The organism is Paenibacillus sp. OSY-SE (assembly GCF_000283315.1).
Taxonomy (GTDB): domain Bacteria; phylum Bacillota; class Bacilli; order Paenibacillales; family Paenibacillaceae; genus Paenibacillus_B; species Paenibacillus_B profundus.
Genome location: NZ_ALKF01000198.1, coordinates 16,639 through 36,946 on the forward strand (window position 1 = coordinate 16,639; position 20,308 = coordinate 36,946).

A 20,308-nucleotide genomic window follows, 5' to 3' on the forward strand; every position below is an offset into this window, starting at 1 on the left:
ATGATTACCTGCGCAGTGTCTGTCATTCGCAGCCTGATTGTTCAATTATGCCGCAGCAACCCGCGGCAATCAGTCATGATGGCTTCGCTGCGCGCAAGACAATGCCTGGAGGGAATGAACATGGCAAAGCAGCAAGCGGAACGAATCATTAGCAATTTGGAATTGTATCAAATATCTGTGTCGTCCGGACACGGATTGGAAGGCGGCTCAAGGCCGCTAACGTTGGTATTGAAAATTTCCTGCGCAAACGGCGCCGTTGGTTGGGGTAAGTTACTGTTTTATCATACTGCTCCGCACTTTGATCTCATTCACTGGTCGCGGCGGCTGGATCAGGTAAAAGGGAAAACTGTAGTGGAAGCATTCGAGCTTGTGGAGGAGATGAAGGGAACGTGGTGCTTTGAGAAAGTTCAGCTTGCAAAGCTCGCCTTAAGGGATTTACTTCCTCTGTCCAGACACCGTTTCTGTCCAAAGGAACGCCTCTTAATGGAGAGATCGCAAGCCTATTATTGCATTATCTGAATGAGCTGCGGATAAACAGCGAAAGCCCCCAAAATTGGGGGCCGTATGTATATTTGAACTCAATGAATAAGTCAGGCTGCTTGCTCCGCAAAAGAAGAGGCCGAGTATTTAAATGCGAGATAACCGAGGTAAGCATATACAGCTACAGAGATCAGGGAATTAACACTAATGGCCATAAAGGGAAACAAAATCAGAACGGCTTTCGCCCAAAGGCCATACGGCAAATACTTGATATCGCTGGATATAAGCGTCAGCCATACTCCTAGCAGAAAGGAATAACCGGCAACCGCGCTTAACGGAATCGTATAAAACATAAAGTCCAAGACACCATAGCTGGAATAGGGCAGCACCTTGAACAGTAAAGCTTGAAGAAACCCGACTCCTATCCCGCCAAATAATAAATACAGCCTAAAAGGCGAAAGAACTTGAATAAATGAAAAGGACAACAACCAGGTTCTCAATTCACGAATTACATTGGAAAATTGCTGCATCGACAAAGACCTCCTTATGATTGCATATCGGCCGGTACCGGCGCTGCTTCTTCGGGAAATTGATGTCTGCATCCCGAACAGAACCGGGTATCTCACGGTACGACTTGGCCGCAAACGCAATCTTTTTCATCGGACGACTCTTGTGTATCCACGACCTGCATTTGTATTGCGCTTTTCGTCATACACTCAAATAATTCAACAGGACTTAAAGCACAAAAAAAAGGATAAATGACAGGTATTGAAGCCGAAGTGAATTACCTCATTTATCCTTATGCATGAATTTATAGTGAAGCGCCCTTATCGCGAGCCGGACGGACAGGCGTATTTCCCGAATTGACGACAATCATGACGATTGTCAACTCCGCCGCCACTCCTAGCGATTGGGCAAGCGCACCGATCGTGCCGTTCCATCCAGGCGTCATCCAGACACATAAGATGAGAGTCGCAATCGTAAGAACGACGTTCCCCATTTGAGATCTCATCATCATTTTCGTCTGTCCGCGCATCATGATGATTCCGTTGCCATAGTCGATCCACGGAAAAATGAAGCTGTACAGCATGAGGACCCGTAGCGTGTCTAGGCTCGCACGCATCAATTCCTCGTTCGCCCCCATCACCTGCGTCAATATCCATGGTCCAATCGGTGTGAAGCTGAGCAGAGCCGTCAGCAACCCGGGAAGAAAGGCGAGTGTAAACGCAAAGCGTTTGACTTTCCTGCTATCCTTCGCATAGAAATTGAGCACGATCTGATGCAAATACGTAAAAAAACTGAGCACAAGCAGGTTAATGCTGCTCGCAAGCGCAAACGAAGCAACCGCAAGCTGCTGTTCCGCCGTTTTCCCCAGCATGGCATTGATAGATGGTCCGATCAGAACGGCAATAAAGGATGAATATAATAGCGGCTTATAGAATTTGAAAATATGGGATCGGTTCGTAATGGCGTGACCTTCCACCTTATCGGGAATGCTATGTCTCAACAAGTTGCGTCCCTCCAACCAAGCGACCAGACATTCTATAGCCATCCCCGACAAAAAAATGATAGCTCCAGCCTTGCCGCTGTTCACACCCGTCCGAATAAAATACAGCGACAGACCATACATGGCAGCCAAACGGATTATCATCCCGATGGTCAGCCACTTCGTCCGCATATTATAAATAATGATGCCATGATATAAGCAGCGGATTCCCGAAAATATACTGACGAACATTAATATCCGGTATACACCAAGCGTCGGCTCTAAGGCTGCCTCCTCCACGCCGAAGAAGTGGCGAAATACGACCGTACCGAGCGGAGTGTATGCAATAATCGTGTTGAGCAGCATAATGCAGGCCAACACATAGTTGCTGATTGAGGTCATCGCCCGGAAAGAATTCCGATCCCGAACCAAGGTTGAGCAGGTCTGTCTAAGCAGAATGCCCGGCCGCTCCGTCAAGCTGTACAGGCTCAATGCGATGGCATAGGTAGAAATAATAAATTCCGGATTCGGTGACCTTGCAAGCGTACTGTTAATAATGACGTGGGATACCGTAACAAGAGTAGAAGAGAATCCTAAGGGCAGGAAAAAGGCAAGCATCTGCTTATACGTTACGGGATGTTCAGATATCGAGCTGTCATTCATGTTGTGTCCTCATTCAATATGATCGATTTGTAAAGCCTGAGTTCTAGTATACTGAACACGGCCAGAAGTACCAATGAGCAATTTCCCGTCAATTCGTGAAAAAAGCCCCTGCTCGTTAATGGAGCAGGGACTTTCATCACTACAAAGTAAACTTGCGCAGCTCTTCTTGCAATTCCTTCATTTTCCGATTCAACACGACTGCAGAATCCGAAATCTCTTCGACGATTGCCAATTGTTCTTCGGACGAAGCGGCCACGCTCTGCGAACTTTCTGATGAGCTTCTTGCAATTTCCGCCAGATTCTCAAGGGAAGCCGCCACCTCTTCACTGCCAGCGGACATTTCTTGAGCTGCGGCAGACACTTCTTGAACCTGTTCAGTAACATCTTGCACAGATGTCCATAACAGTTGAAAGTTATCGCCTGCGACCTGAACGATTTTCGCCCCTTCCTGCACCTCAATCGCGCTGTTTTCCATCGCTTCCGCCAACTGTCTCGTATACTTCACGACGGAATGGAGCATTTCGGCGATTTGCTCTGTCGAAGCCTTCGTTTGTTCGGCTAGCTGCCGCACTTCTTGCGCAACCACACCGAAGCCCCGTCCGTGCTCGCCCGCTCGCGCCGCCTCTATGGAAGCATTGAGCGCCAACAGATTCGTCTGCGTCGCTACATTGCCGATAATGCCAACAACCTGTTCAATCTGCTTCGATTGTTCGGTTAACGACTTCGTAATCTCCACGGAACGGTGGACAGAGTTGTTGATATGATTCATCTGCTTCATCGTCTGCTGCACGACTTCATTACCTTGCTGCGCCGCACCTGCTGCCTCAAGGCTGAGCTCTGACACCGTCGCAGTTGATTCGGCGATCCGTTGAATGCCGATCGCGATTTCCGACATCGCCGCTTTGCTCTCTTCCGCACCCTGCAGCTGTGTCTCCGAGCCGGAGGCGACTTCCTGAATGGAGCCGGATATTTCATGACTCGACTGAGCCGTTTGCTCCGCGATAATCGATAGTTGATCTGACGATTCAGCCACATGGTCCGCCGTAGACTTTACATTCGCAACAAGCTGCTTAATGTGGGTCATCATCACATTGAAGTTGTCTGACAGAACGCCAATCTCATCTTTGGACGTGACCGGGATCGTCACGGTCAAATCGCCGTTCGCCGCCCGCTTCGACAGCTCGGACAATTCCTTCAACGGCAGGATAAGGCGGCGGATCAGCAAGACAATAATAGCAATAAACACGGCACCGGTAGCCGCTCCGACTCCAACCGTTTTCCACAGCATCACGTTCAGGTCGTCATTAATTGTTTCATTATTGAAATCGACGGCAAAAATCGCTACGGTTTGATTTTGTTTGTTCTGGATTGGTTTAAAGACGGTAATCCATTCCCCATCCTCATCCTCGTACATGTCGCTAAGCCCGGTGCCCGTCTCCTTCATGTCCTGAACCGCTTGAATAAGCTCGGGCGGAAGCTCGTAGTTGTCACCAGGCTTTATGCCCGTGTCAATGAAAGACTGGCTCCCCTGCAGCAATTTCAAATACGATTTCCCATCCTGTTCGATCATTTCGGGAAAGAGCAAATACGTATTGCTGATGAAATTGTCCCGAATCATGCCATTCAAGCTATTATGTATCCATGCAATACTCTGATCCTTGACATATTGCAATGCGTCTAACGATTTTAGCTTCTCGGCCGCTCCGGCGATGCCCTCCCATTCGAGTTCGATTTGTTTGGTAAGGGTCGTATGGAGAGAAGATAGTTCTCCATTGTAAATGCTCCGTTCCATCATGTAAGAGAAGGTCGTGAACACACCTGACATGACAGCGAGAAGCACCGTCATAGCGACGACAGACTTGAATACCAGACTTTTGTTTCTCATAGATTAGCCCCCTTTTGACTGATGAGCAGGTTGAATACGGGCTGTTCCTTGCGTTGTCGCCGGTGTACACGTACCGTATGTCTGCTGTAGTAGCAATTTTACCAGCTATATATCGTCAATATTCGACAAAAATGAATAGCGATAATTTAAATTTTAAATAAATTTTATGTGAATTTTTCTTTACAAAAAAAAAAGCGCGCCCCTCTTTAGAAGATGACACGCTTACCCATACCGCTTCCGATTCGGGACATGAAGCCAGTTCATGATTGCAGCGCCTTGCGGACGCTTAATATATATTTGGATTGATCGAGCGGATTGACTCCTCGCCGCGGGCAAGTAACCGAGATGTCCGGCGGACATTGTTCATATCTGTCAAAAAAGGTTGCGATCGTGCCGCGCCCTTTCGTCATGGAGCCAAGCTTGATCGGATAGTCTAACGAGGTGGCCGCCGGCATCCTCCCTTCCAGCGTCATCCGCCCGCCATGCGGAACCGGGGCTTCGAATACACCGCGCATTTGCACAAGATCATTCATTATTTTTCCCCCGAACTCTTCGGGCACTGTAATGCGGAATTGCAGCATCGGCTCCAGCAGCCTCGTTTCCGTATTGACAAGCCCGTCCATAATGCCCATCGGCGTCGCTACGGCAAAATCGAGCGGGTGCGTATGCCATACATGGTGTTCCCCTTCGATAAGAGTCACCTTCAGGTCGACGACTTCCCAGCCGTGCAGCCCTTGCTGCAAAGCCTGAGGAACGCGGCGCGCCACTTCATTCTGATATTGCGGCAGTAAGTTCTCGGCACGAACCTGCGAGTCGTACTGCAGACCGCTTCCGCATGGGCCCGGTTCGATTTTGAAGCGGAGCACAGCCCAGCATGGCTTCGGCATCGTGTATGCGATAAAGCCTTCTCCCTCATGCTTCGGCGTTTCCTTATAGATGACTGAAGGTTGTCCGAAAGTCACGTCCAGACCGAACCGCGTATGCAGCAGGCTGGACATAATTTCAAGCTGGATTGGCCCCATCACTTTGAGATGCAGCTCACGCTCATCCTGCAGCCATTGCAGGTCCAATAGCGGATCTTCGTCTGCCAGCTCCTGGAGCGCTGCCACTGTTCTCGGATAATCCTGCTCGTTCGCCCAGTGAACCTGTACCTTCAGAAGAGGCACGGCAAGCCGCATAGCCTGCTTCACCCCTGCGCGACAGCCAAGCACGTCACCGATGCGGACGCGATGCATTCCGCAGACGGCGGCGATATCTCCCGCTTCCAGCATACCGGTATCCTTGGCCTTGTGTCCGTCGACTTTGCGAATCTGCGTCACTTTCTCCTCAACGCCAAGCGTATCATTGAAGACGACATCCCGATTGTGAATAATCCCATTAAACAGCCGCACATAGGCCATGCGTCCCATCGTCTTGTCACGTTCAATCTTGAACACGATACCTGACAGCGGAGCATCTAGCGTTCCCGACGGGTCTGGTAAATAATCGACGACGGCATCCATCAGCGCGCTCACGCCGATGCCTTTGCTGGAAGCGCCGAACAGCACCGGAAACAACTCGCATCTGTGCGTAAGCGCCGTCAAATGCAGTTTCCACTCGTCAACGTTCACATTTTCCCCGTTTAAATAGCGTTCCAATAGACCTTCATCGCATTCCGCGATAGCTTCGATCAGCTGCTTTCGTTCCTCTTCGGGCACAAAAGGGTCCGCTCCCCATAAATCCTGTCCGCCCAAGAAGCTGTCTTCCCGGCCGGCCGGTGACTGGATCGGAACGGCATGCGCAGTTAAGTATTTGCGGATGCCAAGAAGAACCGTGTCGGCGTCAGCTCCAATGCGATCCATTTTGTTTACATAAATGATTGTCGGAATGTTTAAGCTGCGAAGCGCTTGCCAGATGATTTCCGTCTGCGCCTGCACCCCTTCCACCGCCGACACGATAAGCACCGCGCCATCCATGACATGCAGCGAGCGCTCGACTTCCGACAGAAAGTCGACATGTCCCGGCGTATCAACCATATTGATAGCTGCATTCCGCCAATGGAACGTCGTAGTCGCCGCCCGGACCGATATGCCTCGCTCCCGTTCCACGTCAAGCCAATCGGTCTGCGCCGTTCCCGCATCCACACTTCCCAACGCGCGAATTTGCCCGCTTTCATATAACATATGCTCGGTCGTCGTCGTCTTCCCGGCATCCACATGGGCGAACACGCCCACATTGCGCCGGACTACTGTTGTTTTAGCCATGCTGCTTCCCCTCGCCGCTCTATGTCTTCATTCGTTGTTCACTTGTTGAATCAAGTCCTGTTGTTGAATATAATGCAACTTCTGCCCAAGTTCAACCACAGCTGATGATACTTCGCGATCTAACAGCACAAAAAAACGCACAAGCATCATCGTCAATCATTGACAGATATATGCCTGTGCGCTATATGCAATTGCTTAAAATTCAAAGCACAAGTAGCTGAGCGTTCCTACATCATAGCTGCGATGCAGCACTTTGGCCTTGCTGTCCGGATTAGAGCTTCCCAATGCGATCAGCAGCGGGACAAAATGCTCCGCTCTTGGAACCGCTAATGAAGCATGCGGCGCCAGGTCTTGGTAAGCAAATAAATCGTTCATTTTCTTACTCTCCACCTTATCGATGAGCCAATCATCGAATTGAAGAGCCCATGTCTCCGCTGTCTTTTGTCCCCATTTCAACGTGCGCAAATTGTGAACGGAAGCTCCGCTGCCGATGATAAGCACATCTTCATGCTGGAGTTCACGTAAAGCTGCTCCAATCTTCACCTGCTCCTCAGCTGACAAATACGCATTGACCGATACTTGGACGACCGGTATATTCGCTTGCGGATACATGTGCTTTAACAGCGACCATGAGCCGTGATCAAGTCCTCGCGATGTATCCCGCTGGACTTGTATCCCACTGGCGGTAAAAAGCTCCTCCAACCGAGCGGACGCTTGCTCAGATCCGCGGGCCGGATATTGAACGCGATACAGCTCATCTGGGAATCCATAGAAATCATATATCGTCTCGTATGTCTCATTTGTGTAGGAGATCGTCAAGTCGTCACTTTCCCAATGGGCACTAAATATGACGATAAATTCGGGAGTCCAGCTTGCACCCAGTTCCGCCAAAAAGCGGGTATATTCATTATTCTCCACCGCAATCATCGGTGATCCGTGGCTTAGAAAAATCGACTTGCCCATCATTTCCTCTCCTTTTTGCTCATGTGCTCGTCTCGTTATAATGCAGATAAAACAGCCACAACAACTTCAACTAGTTGTAACCAAATCAATTACAACTACATTAAAAAAATTAGCACATTTTCTCGTCTATTTTATGCTTCAACTCGGCTGAAAGTTGGTCGAGCGTTATTTCCCCCAGCACCTGCTCCATCGCAGTCTGCGCACGCAGCATTACGAGCTGCAGCACCGATTCAATATTGGCGCCGACTGGACATTGCGGATTCGGATGCTCATGGAAGCCGAACAATTCGCCTTCCTCCACTGCTTCCACCGCCCGGTACACGTCGAGGAGTGAGATCTGCTCTGCCGGCTTCATCAGCGTGGCACCACCTGTTCCCGAACGAACTGCCACCAAGCCTGCCTTCTTCAGCTGGCTCGTGACGCGCCGGATAATGACTGGATTCGTGTTAACACTGCCCGCCATCCATTCCGATGTATGATGTGCGTTCGGCTCGAGTGACAACAATGACAGAATGTGAACGGCTACACTAAAGCGGCTGCTAATTTTCATGCTGCTCACCCTTTCTTGTAACAATTATAGTTACAGCGCAGGTGGATGTCAAGACGTGTCGGATCGTTCCGTCCGGGCAATCAAAGCAAAAGCGGCATCGTGCTTGAACTACTCAAGCCCGCTGCCGCTTCGAACCTCATCAATATTCATATGAAGGTTTGCGCCGGTACATCAGCGCAATGCCGGCTACAATCAACAGCAAGGCGAGCGTACCGCTGCCGGCGCCAGAGCTCGTAAATACGCCGAAGGAAAAGATAGCGAAAAAAAGCAAGGACATGCTTCCTAAAATGTAAACCGGAATAAGCAGCCATTTGTTGCGTATGCCGAGCAAATAAAATTCGAACAGTCCAAATGCGACGGCCAAAGGAAATCCAGGCCACATATACTCCCAGGCGTCGAACAGCATTGAAATCTGACATACGACGCCGCTGACGAGCAAGATGCCTCCCGGAATTAACAGCCCTGGTGCCCGTCTATGCAAAAAGACGAAATACATAACATGAAACAAAATTCCCAGCGGAATTACAAATAGAATCGGCCAGAAATAGCCGAAAATAAATCCGGGGTCGCTCAGCCGCAAATTCCCCCAGCCGCTCCATGAAAATAAGACGAGAAGCAGCCCTAATCCGATAAATACGCTTGCTTCCGCATTTCTTCTTGTTATCATACGATTCACCCTTTTCTTTCTTTCAAATTCTTTTTTCTATTTTCTTTAATTAAATGACATTATTCCATTCTGTCCCTGATAAGACGTTTCAACCTATGAGCATTCCTTCAATATAGGGATAAAAAAATTGGCATTCTGGGTGAATTTATTGGGTCAACTTTTATAGGTTCAACTTATTGAACAAACGTAATTTCCTGCTCCAGCCATGAAGCTGCGTGATACGCTTTATCGATACCTAGCTTGCGGATGTTCTCTTTTGCTACCGTCTTGTATTTCAATATCGTTGTAAACGGCACCGTGAACGGGAATGGAGCGACTCGAATTTCTTTCTCGCTCACCCACTCCGCAACGAGAGGCTTGCCTGTATCTCGGTTGAACGGTTCCGTCCGTTCGAAGCCTTCCTGATACCACGGGAACTCGTCTTCCTTGCTCACCCCAGGCTTATTAAGACACACGAACAGCGACAAATCGTCGCAAAATTGCAGCAGCCTGAAGTGACTATGAATAAGATCTTCGGGCAATTCGCCAAGCTGTTCTCGTACTCGCTTCTGCCGTTCACGTTCTTTGCGCAGGAACCCAACCACTTCCTGCTGCTCCTCCAGATGGAAGAAGGACGCAAAGTGCATACTGCACAGCAGGCTTGCATACGGGTTCATCGCTTCAATCTCATCGAGCCCGATCCGGTAGAAGGCCAGCTTCAGCGCGAGTGGAAAATCCATGAACGTATATGGCACCTGCTCTGCATCGTACCAGATCGGAGTCTTGTCAAGTCCAATCCAACTGCGATCATGCTCATAAGCCGCTAATACGACATCTTCGAAGCGCTCCGTGCGTCCCAACAGCTGTGGATTAAAGTGGCGCGCCATTTCACCAGAAAGAAAACCATGGTCATGCTGCTGAATAAATATGATTTCTTGCTCATTTGTGCGAATGATCATATTTGTCTCCTCCTTATGTTTACGATAAGAGAATCAGTTCCTATGTCTATTGAAATAACTGCTTTCTTACTATATTAACCGAATCAGGACCAAATGGCCTTGATTTATTCCACATTGTAATTTACGCTGTGAAGAGACAAGTATATAGGGGGAAGATCATTATGAGCAAAGCGAAACGATCGCGCCAAAAGGCCGAACGCGCCGGACACATGAATCCGGAATTGATCCGCAATTGCTGGACGCGCAAACCGCGTACCCAAATCGTACCGAATAAGAGAGCCGAGCAGCGCCGGAAGCTATGCCGCAAAGGGATAGACGACGGTGCTGTTTTTATTTTTCCTGGTCCGCATTTAATTGCTCGATAACCCGCTTATTGTTGCACCTAATTCTCTCTTCACGCTCCTTTCTAGCTGCGGCTCGCTCAAGCTTTGCACTTTCCGACACATTCATTACGATTACGCTCTGCAACGCGACAATAATGCTTATTCCGATCAAAAATGCCAATTCCTCCACGAGCAAATAGCAAACAAATAGAGCGACCAGAGTAAAACAGCCAATAATTACACCCAGTACGGATTTGTGCATAGGAAACCCTCCTCTCATTTGCAGGACACTTTATACTCTTATACAATAAGGATAAAGAATGGCTCGGAAAGAAAGGAAGAACGCAATGGCCAACACGCATACCTATTCTCGCGGCGAAGAAATCGCCAATGCGATCACCCATGGCGTCGGCGTCGTGCTCAGTGTCGCAGCCTTGACACTGCTCATCGTATTTGCTGCGTTATATGGTGACGCAATTCATGTCGTCAGCTTTATCATTTACGGAATTTCCATGCTGCTCCTATACACATCCTCCACCTTAGTACACAGCTTTCCTGAAGGCAAAGTCAAGGATCTGTTCGAAACGTTCGATCATGCGTCCATCTATTTATTTATAGCGGGAACGTACACGCCGCTCGTTCTCATTGCATTGCCGAAGATGCTCGGCTGGACGCTCTTTGCCGTCGTATGGACGCTCGCCGCCGGCGGGGTCGTGTTCAAGGCGTTCTTTACGAAGCGCTTTCTCTTTATGTCGACGCTTCTCTATATCGGAATGGGCTGGCTCATCGTGTGGGCATGGGGACCGCTCTCGGCGGCGATGCCGCCAGCTGGGCTGACGCTGCTAGTGACGGGAGGCATACTATATACGGTAGGTACGATATTTTATGTGTGGCGCGGATTCCCGTTTCATCATATGATTTGGCATCTATTCGTGCTAGGGGGTTCAGCGGCTCACTTCTTCGCTGTGCTGTCGCTTGTGCAGATTTAATAACGATGATATGTAATCGCCAATCCCCGCTTCGGCAGAGGTTGGCGATTGTTGTATATACCTGAACGGCTATGTTTCTTGAAATGGTGCTGTAGAGCGGCGGACAACCAGTTCCGGTTCAAGCACTACCTTCTGGTAAGTCGAGTCTCGGCTTCCGTCCTCTTGCGCGCCCTGTTCCATAATATCGGCCAAAATGGTGGCGGCGCGGCGACCGATTTCCGCTTCATTCTGATACACATGGGTGAAGAACGTCTCCCGTTCTTCAAAATGTTCCGGATCGTCAAACGTTACAATCGAAATATCTTCAGGTACGCGAAGTCCCATACGTGTCGCAATCTGAGCCATGCGCATGCCCAGCTTGCCATGCAGCGCGATATATGCACTTGCCATCCGGCTCCGCATGTAGCGGGCAAGCACCGATTCATCCGCCTCTGTGCCCACCGGGATCGAGAAGTCCGTCAAAATAAGTGCCGGATTAATCATCGCCCCGCGGCGTTCGAACTCATTCATATATCCTGTAATGCGATCCTGCACACTCACACATTCCCGATATGCATCCGTACAAATCGCAATATCGCGATGTCCAAGCTCCCATAAATGCTCCACCGCCATCTGCGCGCCCTTCCGGTTATTAGAGCAGACGTAATGTGTCTCCACCCCAGGCAAATAGCGATCGATAAGCACAAACGGAAAGCCGCTCACCTTCAAAGAAAGAATTTCTTCATTATACGTGTCCTCATCGACCGGGAAGAGAAGCAGACCGTTGACGCCCATTCGAATGAATTCACGAATTTGCTGCTCTTCGCGGCTTTTAGACCCGCCACTGAACGCGACGATAATCGAATAGCCTCGTTCTTGCAGCGTGTTCTGAATGGAATTAATTAAACGAATTGCAAAATAATCATCAAGCGTCGGCATAAGAAAACCAACCAGCCGTCTGTCTGCCGCATCTCTTGGCACGATACCCGTTGTACGTGAAGCAGAAGCCATCTTCGGAACATTCTGTTCCTCCTCTTCACGAAGGCCCGCACTCTGCGGGAGATTAGTCGCCACGAAGCTGCCGCGACCAGGAACGCGATAAATCCACCCTTCCTTTACAAGAGCTGCAAGCGCATTCACTACGGTAATGCGGCTGACTTGAAATTGCTCCATGAGCTCTTTTTCCGTTGGAATACGGTCATTGCTTTGCAGCTTCCCGCTTTGAATCATCTCTTCAATATAGCGATGAACCTGCATATAGAGCGGGGAACGAGAATCATAACTCATCCGAATCATCCTTAATTATAATTTAATATATATAATATATCATTTACGAACAAGATACAATATTAAAGCGGTTAAAACATAAGAAAAATCTCTATCGACCCTTTCGAAAATGAGCGACCGCGTTTAAAGTTTCGTTATATCGTCTCATGCAGAAGGGCCTTGTTCAGACAGTCCATTTAAGATATTTGCTTGAAACCGCTCGCGCTTCTAGAGAAGGTTTGCCATAAAGACCCTTCGGCCACTATCCCAATTATTCAGAAAATTGCGAACAATACCGAATCTGCCATCCTCATAAGCATTCGAGCTCAAGATTGCAACGGTAGCAGTACTCGTCCGAATAAGCTTGCAAATATGTACCGCCCAAGCCGTTAGTACTTGCAGTGGAGACCAACATAAGTGGTGTTCGATGATATTCGTCTGGCCTACCTCCTGCTCAAGTCGAAAAAAGCAAGAAGGATAGTTTGGGGTACCCCTTGTCTCATCCATTGGATTTGATCCAATAAAACAGCGACGTAGAGCTCTTTACGGTTGGTTTCATTGGAGTTCATCCAATCGATTGACACTCCCTCCGCTCCGATGGCTGGAAAACAGCCCGATCCATTGGACAAATTACAGTCCACACGCCGTTTAGCCGCCGAGTCCGTACATTTGACTGTATATTTTCCAACGGCGTTTACTTCAACTTGCCTCGACCTCAGACCACGAAAAAAAACGCGTTCTGCGTCGCCCGCTCCAAAAGAACATTTAGTCATCCACTTTCCATCCAATAACCCGTTAGATCAATAAGTACCGAACCAAAATACGCAATCTGATTCATTGGGAGAGTGGACAAAAGAGCAATTCGAAACAGGAAAAGTGTACAGGAGTGACAGCTTAGAGATGCTCAAACGTAAAAGGGGGAATTATACTTTCAAATAATTATAAAAAAAGAGCGGAATTATCCGCTCCAACCAGGTTTTCTATTCCGCAGTCTTCGGTACAAAATCAAAAATCTGTCCGGTTTCAAACGTCTCGATTAACCGCTCCAACCAATGATAATAAGCTTCAGCCTCGTGCATCTTCGTTAAATCCCGTCTGACGATGACAGCCAGCGTGTCATCATCCGGATGTTCGTTCATAAGCCCTTCAAGCTCTCTCATCGAACGGCGTATCGCCAATAGATTCATTTCAACCGCTTTTCTCCACTCTAAACTGAAATAATCGGCAAATGTCTGATACCAATCCGCTTCGACTTCATACAAATCTTTGCGTTTTCCTTTTTCCCATACTTTGTGCACCATTTTCATATCGACAAGCGTTCGAACACCGGTGCTCATGCTTGTTTTGCTCATTTCCATTTCTTTTCCCATCTCATCCAAAGTCATGGGATGGTCGCTAAAAAACAGCAATCCGTATAAATGACCTGTCGAATGCGTCATTCCGTACAAATCCATATTTTGTCCGATCGCTTCAATGACACGATTGCGAGCCTTCTCCACCATATTCTGCTGGTACTCCGTCAACTGTGCGAACGTTGCCATATGCCAATCCTCCTGTGCCGAATCGTAAAAGATGCAACCCGCTCCTATCGATTCGAAACCGCTGTCTGCTCACTTTATATTTCTTGCGTATTTCTATTGTAAATCCTTGATAAAAAGTCTTCTCCAAGGTTCCAACAAACATTGTATGGGAGGCCGAACGAAAAGTAAAGCACCAAATGAGGTAGGAATATTCAGGATACGGGAGGATATGGACGGATAAGTTTGTACAGTTTTTTCTGAACGTATTATACAAACTGTTTCCAAGGTTGTTCTCTAAAATTTCCAAGGGATACAATAGAAGCAGTGATTACTCTCACTATTCAAACACGCAAGAGAGGTGAAGCGAGTGTCCATCATTAACGTCAATGGAGTGACGAAAATATTTGGCACACAAGAACAAAGAGCGTTCACTCTGCTGCAGCAAGGGTGGTCAAGGGAACGGCTTGCGAAAGAAAAACAAGCGACCGTAGCTGTCAATCAAGTGTCCTTCTCGGTAGAAGAAGGCGAAATATTCGTCATTATGGGACTGTCGGGCAGCGGGAAGTCCACGCTCGTACGTATGCTGAATCGGCTGATTGAGCCGACCGCAGGTGAAATTTGGTTGAAGGATCGCGATATTTCCAAGCTAAATGATGTGGATTTACGACAGGTCCGACGCAAAACGATCGGAATGGTATTTCAGAAATTCGCCCTCTTTCCCCATCGTACCGTGCTCGAAAACGCGGCCTACGGCTTGGAAATTCAAGGCATGCCGAAAGATGAGCGTTACAAGAAAGCAAGCGAAGCCCTCGGTCTGGTCGGTCTGAACGGATGGGAAGACAAATATCCCGACGAATTGAGCGGCGGGATGCAGCAGCGTGTCGGACTCGCAAGGGCCTTGGCCAACGATCCGGACGTATTGCTCATGGACGAGGCATTCAGTGCACTCGATCCGCTCATACGCCGCGACATGCAGGATGAGCTGATTGCCCTGCAGCAAAAGATGCATAAGACAATTATTTTTATTACGCATGATTTGGATGAAGCGCTTCGCATCGGAGACCGCATTGCCTTATTGAAAGATGGCAATCTCGTGCAGATCGGAACGCCGGAGCAAATGCTGATGGAACCGGCGGACGAATATGTGGAGCGATTCGTTGAAGGCGTGGACTTATCTAAAGTGTTAACGGCTGCACATATTATGCGCAGACCGGAGACGGTATCCCTCGACCGCGGTCCGCGTGTCGCTCTGCAATTGATGCGGGATATCGGAATTTCCACGTTGTTCGTCGTTGGAAAGGATAAGTCTCTTCAAGGAGTCGTTACGGCCGAGCAGGCGAGCGAAGCGGCACGCAGTGGACAATCGCTGCAGGATGTTATGACGACTGACATTCCGGTAGTCTCGCCAGACATCGTACTAAATGATTTATTTGCTTTGTCTGGAGAAGTGAAGCTGCCGATTGCAGTTGTCGATCCGGATGGCAAGCTGCTTGGAGCGATTGTGCGCGGAGCCATACTTGGCGCACTGGCAGGCAATATGCCGAACGGCGCCATCGCGGAAGAGACGGAAGGAGTGAAGCCTGATGCGGCTCAACATCGGTGAATGGGTCGAGCAGGGCGTAGATTGGCTGGCAACGTATGCGGACGGTTTTTTCCAGGTGATGTCGACCGGGATTGAAGGCAGCGTAGACGGAATATCCGGCTTATTTTTATGGCCTCCTGCTTATGTATTTATTATCATATTAACTTTACTGGCGTTCTGGGTAGGACGGTGGTCCTTATCCTTGTTGACGCTCATTGGTCTCTTTATTATTGAAGCGCTAGGTTACTGGGAGCCTACGATGAACACGTTGGCGCTCGTTATTATATCGACGCTGTTGTCCGTTATCATCGGCATCCCATTAGGAATCGCATGCGGCAAAATGGACCGATTATCAAGCATCGTCCGCCCGCTGCTTGACTTCATGCAGACGATGCCAGCATTTGTATATTTGCTGCCTGCGGTAACATTCTTCGGTTTAGGTATTGTACCCGGTGTTATTGCCTCTGTTATCTTTGCAGTTCCTCCTACAATTCGACTGACCGAGCTAGGGATTAGGCAAGTTCCCCATGACATGATGGAAGCCGCCTCCGCCTTTGGATCCACTTCGATGCAGACACTGTGGAAAGTCCAGCTGCCCGTAGCTATGCCAACCTTGATGGCCGGTGTCAATCAGACGATTATGTTGTCTTTGTCCATGGTCGTAATCGCATCGATGATCGGCGCTCAAGGCATCGGGGCTGAAGTATACCGGGCTGTGACGCAGCTCAAGATCGGCCAAGGCTTTGAAGCCGGGCTCGCAGTCGTATTGCTGGCCATTATTATTGACCGTTTCTCCCAACATAGCTTGAAGAAACGCAATACTCAAAAACAAGGAGCGTGATTGTGCATGAAGCATAACTCAATGAAACGTTGGATGGTATTGGGACTTATCGTCGTCATCGGATGGACATTAGCCGCCTGCTCTAATTCATCGGGTTCGTCAGACTCCAAAAAGAATGAAGACACGAAGACGGGCAGCGTAGGCGCTCAAGTCGATTACAAAATTATCGGCATTGATGCTGGCGCAGGCATTATGCAAGCGACCGAACAAGCGATCGAGCAATACGGCTTGAAGGATTGGAAGCTTATTGAAGGCTCGGGAGCAGCGATGACCGCCGCTTTGGCTAAAGCGATGAAGAAAGAAGAGCCTATCATTATAACCGGTTGGACACCCCACTGGAAATTCGCCAAATATGATTTGAAATATTTAGAGGATCCAAAAGGCGTATACGGCGGAGACGAGCAAATCCATACGATCGCCCGCACAGGTCTGAAGGAAGATCAGCCTGAGGCTTATAAGGTGTTGGACCAATTTGAATGGACACCAGATGATATGGCGAAAGTGATGGTTGCCGTTCATGACGGACAGGATCCAAAAGAAGCAGCTAAGGAATGGGTTAGCGCAAACGGAGACAAAGTTGAAGCGTGGGTGTCCGGCGCCCAGCCTGCCGAAGGCCAGAAGCTAAAACTAGGATATGTCGCATGGGATTCGGAAATCGCAAGCACGCATGTTGTCGCGCATGTGCTGGAAGAGAAACTCGGATATAAGGTAAATCTCGTGCAGGTGGAAGCCGGACCGATGTGGACCGGTGTCGCCAACGGCGATGTAGACGCCATCGTTGCGGCATGGCTGCCGACAACGCACAAAGATTACTATGATAAATTTAAAGACAAGATCGACGACTTGGGACCGAATCTGGACGGAACGAAGATTGGTCTCGTTGTGCCGAAGTATATGGATATCAATTCGATCGAGGATTTATTAAAATAGAATAAACAACATGAAAAATCGGGGGCATGCCGCCCCCGATTTTTCATGTTGTTCTAGGCTTTCATCCACGCACAGCTGCGGAACAGGGCATATGCTATCCATGTCATAATCCCATTCCAAAAGGAGCGATTTCCACCGATGACACGCTATGTCCGTTCGTCCCACTGTGGACCCCAAGCCGTGAGCGGCTACCACTACCCTTCTCATGCATGTTGTCCCAAGCCGATGACACTGCCGGTGCAACAACCTATGGTGAAGCCAGCTGCCCACAAGAAGCCAGTACCATTTCTTCCGCCGATTCCTTCCACCAACGTTACGAATGTAAGACCGAAATTTATGGAACAACTCATGGAGCATCTGGGCGATCACATTGCGGTAATGACCAAATGCGGAAAACTCGAAGGAAAGCTGTGCGACGTCTGCGTCGATCATCTTACACTCATGACACACGGTTCACACGGAACACATGGAACACATGGAACACATGGAACACATGGTAAGAAAGCATACGTGCTGTACGATCAGATCTGCTATTTCATGTAATGCAATCCTAGGGCGTTGCGGAAAGCAAGCTGGACTTCCCCTGACATCCTGCAGCCTCTCGCCTGAATAGGAAAAGCGCCTGTCAACATTGGCAGAATGTAGTGCACTACGTTGACGAGGCGCTTCTTGTCATTTTATAGCAGATAACCAGTTATTCAGGAACGAGGTCGGCTGGCCGACAGAGAGAAACGACAACCGATGCAATGCGCGCGTACATACCGTATAGAACAGCTTCCGTTCCGTTTCGTCACCATAGGTCTGCTCCTCTGCGTCGTAGACGATGACGGCGTCAAATTCAAGGCCTTTTGCCAAGTAAGACGGCACTACCCATTGCCCGGATACGAACTGCTTCGTATGCTTCGATACACGCTTCAGCTGCGGATGGAGAGCATGCAGCTGCGCGTGCACGCGTTCTGCCGCCGCTTCATCCTTTGTAATAATCGCTGTCGATAACAGCTTGTCTGCCTTCATCCTCTGCAAGCAAGAATCCAAATACTGCATTCGTTCCGACTCATCAGACAGCATATGAAGCTCGGGCTTATCGCCTTCGCGATTGAATGGCTCCGCCTCTTCCCCATATGGCAGAACAGTACGGGCCAACTCCATAATATCAAGCGTTGAACGATAGCTCTTCGTCAAGCGGATGACTCCAACCTGCTTGTCCGCAAACATCTCCTCCACCGAAGCGATGGAGCTCATGCGGTTCGCTTCATAGATCGCTTGGTTCCAATCCCCCAATATCGTAAAGCGGCTGCGCGGGAACAAACGCTTCAGCAGCGCATACTGGAACGGCGAATAGTCCTGCGCTTCGTCCATAACCACATGCCGGATATGGTTAAATGTGTCGAAGCCCTCCACGCTCTCTATTAAATATAACAGCGGTGAAGCATCTTCAAACGGGATCACACCTGCTTCGAAACGTTCCACCGTGCGCTTGCCGATGTCATTGGCATATCGCTCCGATGCCATCGGATCCGTGGCCGCTCCCGACTCCTGAACAGTTACGCCGGCTTGCTCTGTCCAGGTTGGCAACCCTCGCATCAGGTCCAAGTACATTTCTTCCCATTCGACAAACCGCAGCTTCTTGGCTTGCACGCGCATGAGCTTAAGCCATTTATTGACCTGCTTCCTGCTCATGCTCCGCAGCTCATCATCCGTTCCCAAATAATTAGGCTGGGCTGCCAGCTTGCGATATACGCGCTTCACCTCTCGTTCCGCCCAAGCCTTCAGCTCGGTCAGCACCCAATCCTTCAGCTTATCAATGCGCGCCGGCAGGGACCAATCCGCAAGCGGCCCGTAAAATTGATCCGCCAGCTGCTCCGCCGAGATGATCGTCCGTTTTGGTGTACCAAAGCGGATGAATCGCATTCCCTCTCGCTTGAGCGAATCCATGTACGTATCCAGCACCAGCTTGTAAGAGGCAGACGCTTTCCAGCATGCAGCTACCGATTCTATGTCGGCGATGTCTTCACCCACTAATTGCGCAGCAGTGCCCATGAGCCGCTCCTTCTGGTCATAAATATCCTCAATACGGCGTTCCGTCACAAGGCGATGCTCGATATATGACTGGTAAGTTGTCTGGGTCATATTGGACTCGCCCAGCTCTGGCAAAATGTTGGATACATAGTCGTTAAACAAATCATTGGGTGAGAACAGCACAATTTGCTCCGACCTCATGCTGTCGCGATATTTATAAAGTAAATAGGCAATACGCTGCATCGCGGCCGACGTCTTTCCGCTGCCTGCCGCACCTTGCACGACGAGCACATCATGCGCATCATCGCGAATGATCGCATTCTGCTCGCGCTGGATTGTGCTGACTATGCTCTTCATCTTCGTATCTGCGCTACGCCTCAGCATTTCTTGCAGCATATCGTCGCCGATCTGAATACCGGTATCGAACACGGCTTCCAATCGTCCGCCTCGAATCAAATATTGCCGCTTCAACGTCATCTCGCCTTCAATCATGTCTGCCGGAGTTCGATAGCGGACTGGCCCAGGGGCATAATCATAGAAGAGGCTCGCAATTGGCGTGCGCCAATCGTAGACGAGATGCTCTCCGCTCGCTTCATCCGTTACGGACATAAGGCCGATATAGACTGGCAGCACTTCTGGGTCCGTCGTTTCCACAAAGTCGACACGTCCGAAATAGGGCGCATCAATATGTTTGCGCAGTTTGTTCATCCACTTGGCAGCGTGCGCTTGAACGCGCTCATGACTCGCTAAGTCCTTCGCCTGCTGCATGATGCTGACATACGTTTCGAACATCTCGTCTTTATCGACGGTCACCTCATCCCAGAAATGGCGTTTCATTTCTACAATTTCGGATTGACGGTCGTCAACGGTCGCTTCCAATTCGGCGATCTGTCGGTCCATCAACTGCAGCACGCGCGTTAAATAGAGCTGCTCGTCATCTATATTAGAAGGTTTACCGTGCACGTCGGCACTCCTTTCTGCCCA

The 20,308-nt window shown here is 49.3% G+C and carries 20 protein-coding genes; 7 read left to right on the forward strand and 13 right to left on the reverse strand.

Annotation, left to right across the window (positions count from 1 at the left end; translation table 11 throughout):
- The gene (locus A372_RS0124430; protein ID WP_019423542.1) at positions 1–519 is read left to right on the forward strand and encodes a hypothetical protein; all 519 of its coding nucleotides are present in this window, start codon (positions 1–3) and stop codon (positions 517–519) included.
- 71 nt (positions 520–590) lie between these two features.
- On the opposite strand, the gene A372_RS0124435 is transcribed toward A372_RS0124430, so the two are convergent.
- From A372_RS0124435 to A372_RS0124470, 9 genes are all read right to left on the reverse strand, one after another.
- The gene (locus tag A372_RS0124435; RefSeq protein WP_019423543.1) at positions 591–1,010 is read right to left on the reverse strand and encodes a hypothetical protein; all 420 of its coding nucleotides are present in this window, start codon (positions 1,008–1,010) and stop codon (positions 591–593) included.
- Positions 982–1,140 carry a hypothetical protein gene (locus tag A372_RS38020; protein ID WP_192813634.1) on the reverse strand — a complete coding sequence of 53 codons (159 nt, stop codon included), beginning with the start codon at positions 1,138–1,140 and terminating at the stop codon, positions 982–984. Before A372_RS38020 ends, A372_RS0124435 begins: the two co-directional genes overlap by 29 nt.
- Before the next feature lie 151 nt (positions 1,141–1,291).
- The gene (locus A372_RS0124440) at positions 1,292–2,629 is read right to left on the reverse strand and encodes a hypothetical protein (RefSeq protein WP_019423544.1); all 1,338 of its coding nucleotides are present in this window, start codon (positions 2,627–2,629) and stop codon (positions 1,292–1,294) included.
- Positions 2,630–2,768: 139 nt separating this feature from the next.
- A complete protein-coding gene (locus A372_RS0124445) occupies positions 2,769–4,514 on the reverse strand; it encodes a methyl-accepting chemotaxis protein (protein WP_019423545.1) in 1,746 nt (581 codons plus the stop codon).
- 260 nt (positions 4,515–4,774) lie between these two features.
- Positions 4,775–6,757, reverse strand: a complete 1,983-nt coding sequence (locus A372_RS0124450; protein ID WP_019423546.1) for a GTP-binding protein — start codon at positions 6,755–6,757, stop codon at positions 4,775–4,777.
- A gap of 195 nt (positions 6,758–6,952) precedes the next feature.
- Complete coding sequence (locus tag A372_RS0124455; RefSeq protein ID WP_019423548.1) at positions 6,953–7,720, reverse strand: dioxygenase family protein; 768 nt, start codon at positions 7,718–7,720, stop codon at positions 6,953–6,955.
- A gap of 109 nt (positions 7,721–7,829) precedes the next feature.
- Positions 7,830–8,270 (reverse strand): Rrf2 family transcriptional regulator, encoded by a 441-nt coding sequence (locus A372_RS0124460; protein ID WP_019423549.1) that lies wholly within the window; start codon positions 8,268–8,270, stop codon positions 7,830–7,832.
- A 139-nt stretch (positions 8,271–8,409) separates the two neighbouring features.
- Entirely contained in the window at positions 8,410–8,937 is a 528-nt protein-coding gene (locus A372_RS0124465) for a hypothetical protein (RefSeq protein WP_019423550.1), read from the reverse strand.
- A gap of 173 nt (positions 8,938–9,110) precedes the next feature.
- Positions 9,111–9,875 carry a DUF3891 family protein gene (locus A372_RS0124470; RefSeq protein ID WP_019423551.1) on the reverse strand — a complete coding sequence of 255 codons (765 nt, stop codon included), beginning with the start codon at positions 9,873–9,875 and terminating at the stop codon, positions 9,111–9,113.
- 161 nt (positions 9,876–10,036) lie between these two features.
- Here A372_RS0124470 and A372_RS36690 point away from each other — a divergent pair, with 161 nt between their 5' ends.
- Complete coding sequence (locus tag A372_RS36690) at positions 10,037–10,240, forward strand: hypothetical protein (protein WP_083858936.1); 204 nt, start codon at positions 10,037–10,039, stop codon at positions 10,238–10,240.
- On the opposite strand, the gene A372_RS0124475 is transcribed toward A372_RS36690, so the two are convergent.
- A complete protein-coding gene (locus tag A372_RS0124475; RefSeq protein ID WP_019423552.1) occupies positions 10,206–10,460 on the reverse strand; it encodes a hypothetical protein in 255 nt (84 codons plus the stop codon). The genes A372_RS36690 and A372_RS0124475 overlap by 35 nt on opposite strands.
- An 85-nt stretch (positions 10,461–10,545) precedes the next feature.
- Here A372_RS0124475 and trhA point away from each other — a divergent pair, with 85 nt between their 5' ends.
- Complete coding sequence (gene trhA / locus A372_RS0124480; protein ID WP_019423553.1) at positions 10,546–11,187, forward strand: PAQR family membrane homeostasis protein TrhA; 642 nt, start codon at positions 10,546–10,548, stop codon at positions 11,185–11,187.
- Between the two features lie 69 nt (positions 11,188–11,256).
- Here the strand turns inward: trhA and A372_RS0124485 are convergent, their stop codons facing one another.
- Entirely contained in the window at positions 11,257–12,453 is a 1,197-nt protein-coding gene (locus A372_RS0124485) for a GntR family transcriptional regulator (RefSeq protein ID WP_019423554.1), read from the reverse strand.
- A 959-nt stretch (positions 12,454–13,412) separates the two neighbouring features.
- Positions 13,413–13,973, reverse strand: coding sequence for a GbsR/MarR family transcriptional regulator (locus A372_RS0124495; protein ID WP_019423556.1), 561 nt, complete (start codon positions 13,971–13,973; stop codon positions 13,413–13,415).
- 346 nt (positions 13,974–14,319) lie between these two features.
- Between A372_RS0124495 and A372_RS34705 the strand changes: the two genes are divergently transcribed.
- The 4 genes from A372_RS34705 to A372_RS34710 all read left to right on the forward strand — a co-directional run bounded on the left by A372_RS34705 (position 14,320) and on the right by A372_RS34710 (position 17,848).
- Entirely contained in the window at positions 14,320–15,555 is a 1,236-nt protein-coding gene (locus A372_RS34705; RefSeq protein ID WP_019423557.1) for a quaternary amine ABC transporter ATP-binding protein, read from the forward strand.
- Positions 15,536–16,375: an ABC transporter permease gene (locus A372_RS0124505; RefSeq protein ID WP_019423558.1), complete on the forward strand. Its 840-nt coding sequence runs from the start codon at positions 15,536–15,538 to the stop codon at positions 16,373–16,375. The genes A372_RS34705 and A372_RS0124505 overlap by 20 nt, the downstream gene beginning before the upstream one ends.
- A 6-nt stretch (positions 16,376–16,381) precedes the next feature.
- The gene (locus A372_RS0124510) at positions 16,382–17,305 is read left to right on the forward strand and encodes a glycine betaine ABC transporter substrate-binding protein (RefSeq protein WP_019423559.1); all 924 of its coding nucleotides are present in this window, start codon (positions 16,382–16,384) and stop codon (positions 17,303–17,305) included.
- Positions 17,306–17,443: 138 nt separating this feature from the next.
- A complete protein-coding gene (locus A372_RS34710) occupies positions 17,444–17,848 on the forward strand; it encodes a DUF2642 domain-containing protein (RefSeq protein ID WP_083858937.1) in 405 nt (134 codons plus the stop codon).
- Positions 17,849–17,977: 129 nt separating this feature from the next.
- Here the strand turns inward: A372_RS34710 and helD are convergent, their stop codons facing one another.
- Entirely contained in the window at positions 17,978–20,287 is a 2,310-nt protein-coding gene (helD, locus tag A372_RS0124520; RefSeq protein WP_019423561.1) for an RNA polymerase recycling motor HelD, read from the reverse strand.
- Positions 20,288–20,308: the final 21 nt, after the last annotated feature.